The following is a 10032-nucleotide window of genomic DNA, read 5'->3' on the forward strand; positions in this document are numbered from 1 at the left end:
TTCGCCATCGCCACCCGCGATACCGCCCCGTTTCAGAGCGCCGGTCTGACCGTCATCAACCCCTGGAATTTGGCATGAGCACCGCCCCCATCGTCTCCAAGGTCTGGAGCTTCTGCACCACGCTGCGCGACGACGGTGTCGGTTATGGCGACTACCTCGAACAGCTGACCTATCTCATCTTCCTCAAGATGGCCGAGGAGTACGCCAAACCACCCTACAACCGTGATGTGGGTATTCCGGAGGGGTTTGACTGGACCAGCCTCACCACCCGGCGCGGGGCCGAGCTTGAGGCGCATTACGTGATACTGCTGCGCAGGCTCGGCGAGCAGAAGGGCATGCTCGGCCAGATCTTCACCAAGGCGCAGAACAAGATCACCGACCCGGCCAAACTGTTCCGTCTGATCGACATGGTGGACGGCACCAAGTGGGTGACGCTCGGCGCGGACGTGAAGGGCGACATCTACGAAGGGCTGCTGGAGCGCAACGCCGAAGATACCAAGTCCGGCGCAGGCCAGTATTTCACCCCGCGCGCCCTGATCCGCGCGATGGTCGAATGCGTTCGCCCAGAGCCTGGCAAGACCATCGCCGACCCGGCCTGCGGTACCGGCGGCTTCTTTCTCGCCGCGCATGACTTCCTGACCGACCCGGAGAATTTCGCGCTCGACAAGGATCAGAAGCGCTTCCTCAAGCACTCGACCTTTTTCGGTAACGAGATCGTTGCGGGGACGCGGCGGCTCTGCCTGATGAACATGTTCCTGCACGGGATCGGCGAAATGACTGGCGACACGCTGGTGTCGCCCGCCGACGCGCTGATCTCGCCGCCCGCCGAGACCTTCGACTATGTGTTGGCGAACCCGCCGTTCGGCAAGAAGAGTTCGATGAGCTTCACCAATGCCGAAGGGGAGCAGGAAACCGACGACCTGACCTATAACCGGCAGGATTTCTGGGCGACGACCTCGAACAAGCAGCTGAATTTCGTGCAGCATATCCGGACGATGCTCAAGACGACGGGCCGCGCCGCGATCGTCGTACCGGACAACGTGCTGTTCGAGGGCGGCGCGGGCGAAACGATCCGGCGCAAGCTGTTGCAGACCACCGACCTGCACACGATCCTGCGTCTGCCCACAGGAATCTTCTACGCGCAGGGCGTGAAAGCCAATGTGATCTTCTTCGACAACCGGGCCGCCAGCCCCGATCCGCAAACGTCCAGTGTCTGGTACTACGACTATCGGACCAACGTGCATCACACGTTGAAGCAGAAACCGCTGACTTACGCGCATCTTGAAGATTTCGTCGCCTGCTACAACCCCGAAAACCGGCACGAACGTGAACCCACCTGGAGTGACGAGACGCCGGACGGTCGTTGGCGAGCGTTTGACCGGGCCGAGCTGCTGGCACGCGACAAGGCGAGCCTGGATCTTTTCTGGCTGCGCGATGCGTCGATGACCGACCTGGAAAATCTTCCGGAACCCGAGGTGCTCGCCGAAGAGATCATTGAAAATCTCCGTTCGGCGCTTGCGAGTTTCGAGGCAGTTGCAGCTGAATAGCGTGCCTGCCGATACATGGGTGGATGGAGTGCCGGTTCGTGTACGAAAGGCGGAGGAACGCGATCGCGAGGGGATTGAGGATTTGGTCACGGCGTCTTTCGGTCCTGCCGCAGGCGCGGAGATCGTGCGCTTGATCGCGGACCTGGTGGCGGACACCAGCGCGCAGCCGGTTGTGTCGCTGGTCGCGACCACGGATGACCGGGTCATCGGTCATATCCTGTTCAGCCGCGCCCGGGTCGAAACGGAGGGGCCGGAGCTTTCCGCGTCGATCCTGGCTCCGCTCGCCGTGCACCCGGAACTCCAGGGAAAGGGAATCGGCAGTCAGTTGGTCACCGAGGGCCTTGGGCAACTCGCGGAGGCGGGGGTGGATCTCGTGTTCGTGCTGGGTCACCCGGACTACTATCCGCGGCATGGATTTGCCGAGGCGGGTGTGCGCGGCTTCGAGGCGCCGTATCCGATCGCGGCGAAGAACGCCGGGGCCTGGATGGTGCAGGAACTCCGTCCCGGAATCCTGGGGGCCGTGCAGGGAACGGTGCGCTGTGCCGATGCGCTGCACGACCCGCGGTACTGGCGGGAGTGAGTCGGACAACAGGCTGCTGCGATGGGTGGCAGGTAGATGCTTAAGAAGGGAAGGGCCATAAAAGCATTTGAAAAGAAGGCCAGGAATGGGTTTGCGGGCTATCCCTTGGCCACGGTCGTTTTTTACGGGCCGAACGACAGAAAGGCCACGAAGGTGGTGGCCAGCATGATGCCATTTGAGAACGCTGAACCCGAGCCGATGCGCAAGTGGGTCTCTGATCACGACCTGCGGACCGACGATGAGGTGCTTGCGGAAGCGCTCGACTTTATCCGCAGCCACGGCGTGAGGTCCGTGGTGATGCCGGATCGGATCATGGGTTGCCCCCATGAGGAGGGGATCGACTACCCGGAGTGCCCTGGTCCACCGAAGCGTACGCGACGATGCCGCGCGCTGTGGCCTGACCGGCCAGCCTCTGGGCGCTGGGCAAACCTTGAAGATCTGCCGCGAATGGACCGATACCATCGAAAAATGCGAGATGAAAGGCGCCTAGCGTTCGTTTTCATTGGTGACTGGCCCCGTTCTTCTGGTTGCCGAACCAGGAAAGCGGAGAAAGCCCGCCCTCGCCATGCTCACCAGAACAACCGATGCAACCCGCAGGTCTCCTCCGCTTGCCCGGTGCGCGACCTGCGGGTGGCCTGTGCGGATGCCGCAGGTCATGGCGTGCGATGGTCAGGGAGAAACGTGGAGCTGTTTCGCGAGCGCTCTCAGGCCCCCAAGCGCAGGCTCCAGCTTCGGTGACTCGTTGTCCGGTTCCGGTGCGAAGACGACGTACGCGGGCAGGCGAAAGCGAGGGCTATCCGGAGGAATGAACAGCTCGCCGCCGGCGATGCGCGGCGCGGCCATGCGCTCGGGCACGAAACAGGATCCGCCGTTGGCGAGGATGATCTGGAGGCCGAGCCAGCCGATATTCGCCGTTAGTGCCGGCCTTTCCGCCTCCGGGTAACTGGCACTGTACTGCGCGAAGAACGCCGGACCCCAGTCGACATGGACGTAGTTCGGGTCCAGACCCCGTTGCTCCGGGTCCGTGCTGAGCAGAACGAGCGTCTCGTCGAACAGGTGTTCCACGTGCAGCCCCGGGCCGTGACGGGGGGTGTACATCAGTGCGAGATCGAGCGTCCCTTCCATGACGCGGCGCATCAGGTCGTCCTCGAAACCGATCTCGCTACGGATGGAAATTTCTGGAGCGATCCTGCGCATGTCGCCGACCCAGGCAGGAAGGAAGCCCTCCCACAAGGCGATGCGGGCACCGACATGAATGCTCGCGCTGTACCGGCTGGGCAGTCCCACGTCGTGCCGTGCCTGCTCGAGGGTCAGCATCATGGCCTTCGCATGGGGTCGAAACCGGCGGCCACTGGCCGTCAGCGCGGCGCCCGAGCGGTTGCGCACGAACAGGCGTACGCCCAGGTACTGTTCCAGCCCCTGGATGCGGCTGCTGACCGTGGACTGGGTCACGTGCAGTCGCACGGCGGCCTCGACGAAGCTGCCGTGGGCAGCGACGGCCAGGAAGGTTCTGATCTGTTCAGTTTCCATTGCACGCCTGCCATGGTCAAGATATATCGGAAATGCCGATATTAAAGACCAATAAATTCCGTTTGTCCTGTCTTTGTTCGAGCGGCTATCCTGAGTTCTTTGCATGGTCTTCGATCGCGGCGCCCACCTGATCGCTCTGCGGTGCTTCGTCGTCGGAGCATCACACCCCGTTGCCGACGTAAACCGGGCAAGCGATCGAGGTCCCGATGCAAGGGATGCAGCCGGAGGGGCAGCAATGAATGAGAGTCGACAACGGGACGCGGGAATGCCGTCCGAGACGCAGATCGGTCTTGCCGATGACGATATTCGCGCGGCGATGGCAGAGATTCCCGGGTACCTCGATATCAGCATGGGTGACTTCCGGGAGCTCTACCAGCACGCCTTCCGGCACGCGCTGGAACGTCTTTCGGAGTGCGCGACCGCGGGGCAGATGATGCTGCCGGCGACCTGGACCGTGCGCCCGGACATGCTCCTGGAGGAAGTCGTCCAGGGTATGGCCACCCGGGCACTCAAGGGATTGCCGGTCGTCGATGAGGCCCGGCGGGTCGTCGGCGTGCTCACCGAAACGGATCTGCTGCGTCACTTCGGGGTGATCACCTTCACCCAGTTTCTGGATCGCTACCTGAAGGACCCCGACACCCTGGGACACACGCTGCACGAGACCACCGTGGCGGCCATCATGACCGCTCCCGCGATTACGGTGGAAGCGGACGCACGGTTTGGCCGGATCGTCGAGCGCTTCCATCTGCGCGCCGCCAACCGGCTGCCCGTCGTGGACGGGAACGGAGTGCTGATGGGCGTCCTGTCGCGCAAGGACTTCATCCATGCCTTCCACCTGGAGGGCCTGTTGTGAACTACCTGCAAAAGATGCGTGGGAGCACCCGCGGCCGCCTGCCGCGGGTCTCGAACAGCGAGGTATTCTGGTCGTGCTGTGGGGCCTTCCTCGCCATCGCCTGCGTCGGCCTGCTTCACGAGCAGTTCTTTCAGGGCACCCCCCTCCTGCTGATGATCAGTTCCTTCGGTGCCTCGGCGGTGCTGCTCTTTGGCGCCCCGCGCAGCCCGCTTGCGCAGCCGCGCAATCTGGTTGGCGGGCATCTGATGGCCGCCATCGTGGGGGTCGCGGCGTTCAAGTTGCTGGGTGGCCAGGTCTGGCTCGCGGAAGCCGGTGCGGTGGCCACGGCAGTTGCGCTGATGCACCTGACCCGGACCCTGCATCCCCCGGGTGGAGCCACCGCGCTGCTGCCAGTGATCGGGGGGGAGCAGGTTCAGAACCTGGGGTTCCTTTTCGTGCTGGTTCCGGTCGGCCTTGGTGTCCTGGTCCTGCTAGCCGCCGCCGTGTTGTTCAACAACATTCCCCGTACCCGGCGCTACCCGGAAGTCTGGCTGTGAGTCGGGCCTCACATCCATCGTTTTGGAGGTCGAACATGCTTGGGATGGGAGAAGCCACGCCGGGTTTCGAAGACCCGCTCGGCGTGTTGCGTGCCTGCCACCGCCGGATTGCGGCGCGCCTGGATCTACTGGAACGGTTGCCGGAACACGTGGAGAGGCACGGTGCCGATGCCTCCGCCCAGTCAGCCGCGCAAAGCGTTCTGAATTACTTTGACCGCGCTGCGGTGCACCATCACGAGGACGAGGAGGAGGATCTGTTCCCCATGCTCCGTGACGCCAGGGCGCGCGCGGGTTGGGACGACCGTGTGCTCGCGTCATTGGAACAACTCACAATGGAACACGAAAGGATGGCCTGGCGCTGGGCCCAGGTCCGGCCGTCGCTGGTGGCCCTGACGAGGGGAAAGCGCGTCCCGACGCTGCGCACCGAGGATCTCGTGCGAGCCTATCGTGCGCACATGGCGGTCGAGGACGAACTGATCTTTCCTCTGGCCGCTCGTCTGCTTGATTCCAAAGAATTGCTGCGTCTTGGAACGGCGATGCAGAAGCGGCGTGGCCTGTCACCCCAGGGCGTTGACGCCGCCGGGCGGCGTCCCAAGGAAAGGTAGCGGTCAGGTACCCGTGCCGCCCGGAGGACGGGGCATCCGGCCCCAGTCGATGGTGACGATGTCCACGGATTGGCAGGCAAGCGTGCCCGTCAGCTCGGAAATCGACGGCCTCCCGTACCGGCCATAGGCCAGGCGATACACCGTGACGATGCAATCGGTCGGGTGCACAAACCAGCACTCCGGCACGCCGGCGTGCTCGTACGCACTGAGCTTTACCGTCTGGTCATGGGCCGCGATGGCCTGGGAGAGCACCTCCACCACCCAATCCGGTGCGCCGCGGCAGCCGCGGCGGTCGATCTTTTCCGGATCACAGACGACCGTCAGGTCCGGCTGCACCACCGTATCGACAGCCTCGTCCGCCTCGTCGCCCCGCGGCAGCCGCACGTCGAAGGGCGCGACGAAGACCTCGCAGGGGGAGCCGTCCAGCGCATCCGCGATCTGACGGAAAAGACCTCCGACGAGACGCTGGTGGTCCACTGACGGTGCCGGCGCCATCAGAAACGCCTCGCCGCCGATCAACTCGTAGCGTACGTTCTCCGGCCAAGTCAGGTATTCGCCGTAGGTGTGTGGTACCTGGAATCCCGCAAGGGCAGTCCCATGTCGCCTCCGTTGCACGCCGCTCCCGCATTGCATTAAGGATAGCAAGATCGACGCCTGCCATCCGCTTGGTGCGCGGCAAGAGATGATGCCGGATAATCGGCAACCGTGACCCCCGGAGTCCTGCGGTCGATCAGGCCCCCGAAGTGTTGCGTAGCCCCCATCCCTCGCGTGTTCCGGAGTCCCCATGTCCAGCTTGATACCCCCGTCCTCTCCCGCGCCGCATCCGGAACAGGCAGCCGGTGTGGACCCCCTGCGCCTCGATACCGAACAGATCGAGGCGCTGGCGGTGCCGGAGGTGATCCGGGCCGCGCTACGCCACAGCAGCGAGCGGCGGGTGACGGCCATCGACCGGACGGAGGAAAGCCTATGGGCCCAGGTCGAGGACGAGCCGAGCGGCGAGAAGCTGGAGCTGGAGATCGTGGTCCGCGCGGACGGCAGTCTGGGAAGCCTATGTGGTTGCCAGGGGGCGGGGCCGGATGACACCGAGTTCGCCGCGCCCTGCGTGCATGCGATCGCGGCGCTGTTTGCCTACACGCAGGGCCAGGGCGAGGCCGGGAAGCTGGCCGATGCCGCCCAGGAGGCGCGGGCGGAACGGATCGCGAAGGCGCGTTCCGAGGTGCGCGTGCAGCCGTTGTCCAAGTCCGCGGGCCAGACCGGGAGGGGCCTCTGGTCCGCGCACTCGATCCAGTCCAGCACACATTTTCCGGCCCGGTACCGCGTGCATATCCGCTCGCTGGAGCGGCGCGCGAACCACTGCACCTGCCCGGATTTCGCGACCAACCAGCTGGGAACCTGCAAGCACATCGAGGCGGTGCTGCACCGGATCCGCAAGCGGCCCGGCTACGACACACTGAAGGCGCTGCCCCTGGCCAGGCCCTACGTCCACCTGGACTGGGAATGCGACCACCCTCCGGTGTTGCGCCTGCACCGGGCCGCCGGGATAGCCTCCGATCTCGAGGCGCTGCTGGACGACCACTTCGACGCCGGCGGGGAATTCCAGCGACGGGTTCCCGACGACTTTCTGCGTTTCGCAGAGACCGTCCGCGAGCGCGATGATCTAGACCTCGGCGACGATGCACTGACCCACGCCCGGCGCCTGGCCGAGGATGCGGCCCGGGCGGTGCGGGCGGCCGAAATCCGCGAGCGCATCGACGCCGGTGGCGGCCACCTGCCGGGTATCCGGGCCCGGCTGCATCCCTATCAGGTGGAAGGGGTCGCCTTCCTGGCCGGCCGTGGCCGGGCGCTGCTGGCGGACGACATGGGCCTGGGCAAGACGCTGCAGGCGATCGCCGCCGCGTACTGGATGCGCCAGCACGACGGGGTGGAACAGGTGCTGGTGGTCTGCCCCGCCTCGCTGAAGCTGCAGTGGGCGCGCGAGATCGAGAAGTTCACCGGCCTCCAGGCGCAGGTGGTGCAGGGCCCGCTGGAGACGCGCGGGGTGCAGTACCGCCACCCGAGCCCGTTCCACGTGGTGAACTACGAACTGGTGATGCGCGACCTGCCGGTGATCAACGACACGCTCCGCCCCGATCTGCTGATCCTGGACGAGGCGCAGCGCATCAAGAACTGGCGTACCAAGATCGCCAGCGCGGTCAAGCGGGTTGGTTCCCGTTACGCCTTCGTGCTCACCGGCACGCCGCTGGAGAACCGGCTCGAGGATCTCTACAGCCTGCTGCAGGTGATCGACCCGCGCGTTCTCGGCCCGCTGTGGCGCTATCTGGTCGACTTTCATATCACCGACGACCGCGGCAAGGTGCTGGGTTACCGCAACCTCTCGGAGCTGCGCCGGCGGCTGCGCCCGGTTATGCTTCGGCGCGACCGTTCGCTGGTGCGCGACCAGTTGCCGGAGCGCATCGTGCAGCGCATCGACGTGCCCATGTCCGGTATTCAGGGGGGTATTCACGACGCGGCGCTGAAGGCCGCCGGTCAGCTCGCGCAGATCATGCGCCGACGTCCGCTAACACCCTCCGAGCAGAACCGGATGCTGGCGGCGCTGCAGCAGGCGCGCATGGCCTGCGACGCCGCCGGTCTGGTCGACAAGGAAACCGAGGAGTCGCCGAAACTCGACGAACTCGAGACCCTGCTGGACGAACTCTGTCGGTCGGCTGGCCTGAAGGCCGTGGTCTTTTCGCAGTGGGAGCGGATGACCGAGATGGCCGAGCAGCGCGTCCGGCGGCTGGGGCTGGGATCCGTGCGCCTGCACGGCGGGGTCCCCACCCAGAAGCGCGGCGCGTTGATGGACCGCTTCCGCGAGGACGACGCGGTTCAGGTGTTTCTATCCACCGATGCCGGCGGGGTCGGCCTGAATCTGCAGAACGCGGCGGTCCTGATCAACCTGGACATTCCCTGGAACCCTGCAGTGCTGGATCAGCGCATCGCGCGCGTGCATCGCCTCGGGCAGACGCAGAAGGTGCAGGCCATCCTGCTGGTCGCGCCGGGCTCCTACGAGGAGCGGGTGCTCGGCCTGGTCGAGGGCAAACGCCACCTGTTCGACAACGTGGTGGATCCGGAGGCGACCGAGGAGGTGGTCAGCGTCTCGCGGCGGCTGGCGGAGATCCTGGCCTCGGATCTCGCGGCAATGGAGGGGCTGCGGAGGGACGCCGCGGCGGCCGGCGATGCCCCAATGCCCGAGCCAGACCCCGGCGCTGTCGCCGAAACGCCGGAGACGATTCCGCCAGGATCGGAGCCGCAGATCGAAGTGGCTGCAGCTGGGGCTGCCGACGCTTCCGGGCCGGTGGCTATGGAACTGGAAACCGCGGCCACCGGGCAGCCGGACCGCGACGCCGCGGTACGCGACTGCATCGTCGCAATGCAGCGGGAGTTCGGAGCACGCATCGAACGTATCCTGGGGCAGCGGGGCCATGCCGATGGGGGGATCCATGCGGGCCTGGTGTTGGTGCTGGACAGTGTCGACGAGCAGGACGACCGGGCGGTGGCAGGGCTCAGCGGCGATACCCCGGTTGCGCTGATCGATCGGCGCACGCTGACCAGCCTGCACCGTCTGGGTGCTGCTTCGCCGCTGGCCGGCGCCGAGCAAGTGTACGCGCCGGCAGAGGCGGCGCCGGTGCGGCCCGCGATCCATCCGCTGGCGCGCAAGGCCACCGAGAACCTGGCGGCGGCACGGCTCCTGCTGCAACAGGGTTCCGCCGGCCCCGCGCTGGACCTGTTGCTCGGCGCGCTGCTGGCCGCGGCCGCCCTGCGCACTGGCCGCAGCGAGGCACCAACACCGCAGCAGGCCGGCGTGTGGATCTATGGCGAGGCTCTGCCGGCCGGGCTGATCGACCCGGCGGATGCCGCGGTGCTGATGCAGTCCCTCGCGCTGGCTCAGGCCGGTGACAGTGTCCCGGAAACATTGCTCGGCGGAATGCTGAGCGCCGCGGAGACGTTCATCCAGGCCAGTCTGCCCGATCCGGGAGCGGAGCGCATCACGGACCCCTGAGCGAGCAACCGGCTTCAGTTCCTGCGCGGAGTCAGGAGTATGGGCGTGTAGTAGGTAGCGAAGATTGCGAACGCGGCCGCCCAGAGCATCCCTGAGGCGATGAGGAGCCAGCCCGAAACGGGGTAGAAGGTCATGGCCAGGCGTGCCAGGGCGGGCAGGGCGACCGCGTATCATCAAGGAGGACGGGACAGGAGAAATGTTTCGACGGCTCCTGTCCCGTGAGTACCGCCCGAAAACGGCTGGCAGACGGTGCGTTCAGTTGTCGAGGGCGCCCTGCTCGACCCATGTGCGCAGCAGTGCGATCTCGGAGTCCGGAATTCGGTCGCGGCCATGGGGCATCGC

Annotated in this window: 8 protein-coding genes; 6 read left to right on the forward strand and 2 right to left on the reverse strand. The window is 65.8% G+C overall.

Annotated features, from left to right (window positions below; translation table 11 throughout):
• The first annotated feature begins 74 nt into the window (after positions 1–74).
• Together EA346_RS11065 and EA346_RS11070 are read left to right on the forward strand one after the other, a co-directional pair.
• On the forward strand, positions 75–1547 hold the full coding sequence (locus tag EA346_RS11065; RefSeq protein WP_296758554.1) for a class I SAM-dependent DNA methyltransferase: 1473 nt from the start codon (positions 75–77) through the stop codon (positions 1545–1547).
• A gap of 28 nt (positions 1548–1575) precedes the next feature.
• Positions 1576–2127 (forward strand): N-acetyltransferase, encoded by a 552-nt coding sequence (locus EA346_RS11070; RefSeq protein ID WP_296758541.1) that lies wholly within the window; start codon positions 1576–1578, stop codon positions 2125–2127.
• 669 nt (positions 2128–2796) lie between these two features.
• On the opposite strand, the gene EA346_RS11075 is transcribed toward EA346_RS11070, so the two are convergent.
• The gene (locus EA346_RS11075; RefSeq protein WP_296758543.1) at positions 2797–3657 is read right to left on the reverse strand and encodes a LysR family transcriptional regulator; all 861 of its coding nucleotides are present in this window, start codon (positions 3655–3657) and stop codon (positions 2797–2799) included.
• A 235-nt stretch (positions 3658–3892) separates the two neighbouring features.
• On the opposite strand from EA346_RS11075, the gene EA346_RS11080 reads away from it, so the two are divergent.
• The 3 genes from EA346_RS11080 to EA346_RS11090 are packed head-to-tail and all read left to right on the forward strand — an operon-like array spanning position 3893 to position 5651.
• The gene (locus EA346_RS11080; protein WP_296758545.1) at positions 3893–4510 is read left to right on the forward strand and encodes a CBS domain-containing protein; all 618 of its coding nucleotides are present in this window, start codon (positions 3893–3895) and stop codon (positions 4508–4510) included.
• The gene (locus EA346_RS11085; protein WP_296758546.1) at positions 4507–5046 is read left to right on the forward strand and encodes an HPP family protein; all 540 of its coding nucleotides are present in this window, start codon (positions 4507–4509) and stop codon (positions 5044–5046) included. Before EA346_RS11080 ends, EA346_RS11085 begins: the two co-directional genes overlap by 4 nt.
• 35 nt (positions 5047–5081) lie before the next feature.
• A complete protein-coding gene (locus EA346_RS11090; RefSeq protein WP_296758548.1) occupies positions 5082–5651 on the forward strand; it encodes a hemerythrin domain-containing protein in 570 nt (189 codons plus the stop codon).
• Between the two features lie 3 nt (positions 5652–5654).
• Here EA346_RS11090 and EA346_RS11095 read toward each other — a convergent pair whose 3' ends face one another.
• Positions 5655–6266, reverse strand: a complete 612-nt coding sequence (locus EA346_RS11095; RefSeq protein ID WP_296758550.1) for a Uma2 family endonuclease — start codon at positions 6264–6266, stop codon at positions 5655–5657.
• 169 nt (positions 6267–6435) lie between these two features.
• Here EA346_RS11095 and EA346_RS11100 point away from each other — a divergent pair, with 169 nt between their 5' ends.
• A complete protein-coding gene (locus EA346_RS11100) occupies positions 6436–9690 on the forward strand; it encodes a DEAD/DEAH box helicase (RefSeq protein ID WP_296758552.1) in 3255 nt (1084 codons plus the stop codon).
• Positions 9691–10032 lie beyond the last annotated feature (342 nt).

It is taken from the genome of Thioalkalivibrio sp., from assembly GCF_007692535.1.
In the GTDB taxonomy this organism is placed as follows: domain Bacteria; phylum Pseudomonadota; class Gammaproteobacteria; order Ectothiorhodospirales; family Ectothiorhodospiraceae; genus Thioalkalivibrio.

What these genes read in the sequence shown, in the direction of transcription:
- EA346_RS11065 (WP_296758554.1), top strand. Translation starts at nt 75, where the DNA reads ATGAGCACCGCCCCCATCGTCTCCAAGGTCTGGAGCTTCTGCACCACG.
- EA346_RS11075 (WP_296758543.1), bottom strand. Translation starts at nt 3,657, where the DNA reads ATGGAAACTGAACAGATCAGAACCTTCCTGGCCGTCGCTGCCCACGGC.
- EA346_RS11080 (WP_296758545.1), top strand. Translation starts at nt 3,893, where the DNA reads ATGAATGAGAGTCGACAACGGGACGCGGGAATGCCGTCCGAGACGCAG.
- EA346_RS11090 (WP_296758548.1), top strand. Translation starts at nt 5,082, where the DNA reads ATGCTTGGGATGGGAGAAGCCACGCCGGGTTTCGAAGACCCGCTCGGC.
- EA346_RS11100 (WP_296758552.1), top strand. Translation starts at nt 6,436, where the DNA reads ATGTCCAGCTTGATACCCCCGTCCTCTCCCGCGCCGCATCCGGAACAG.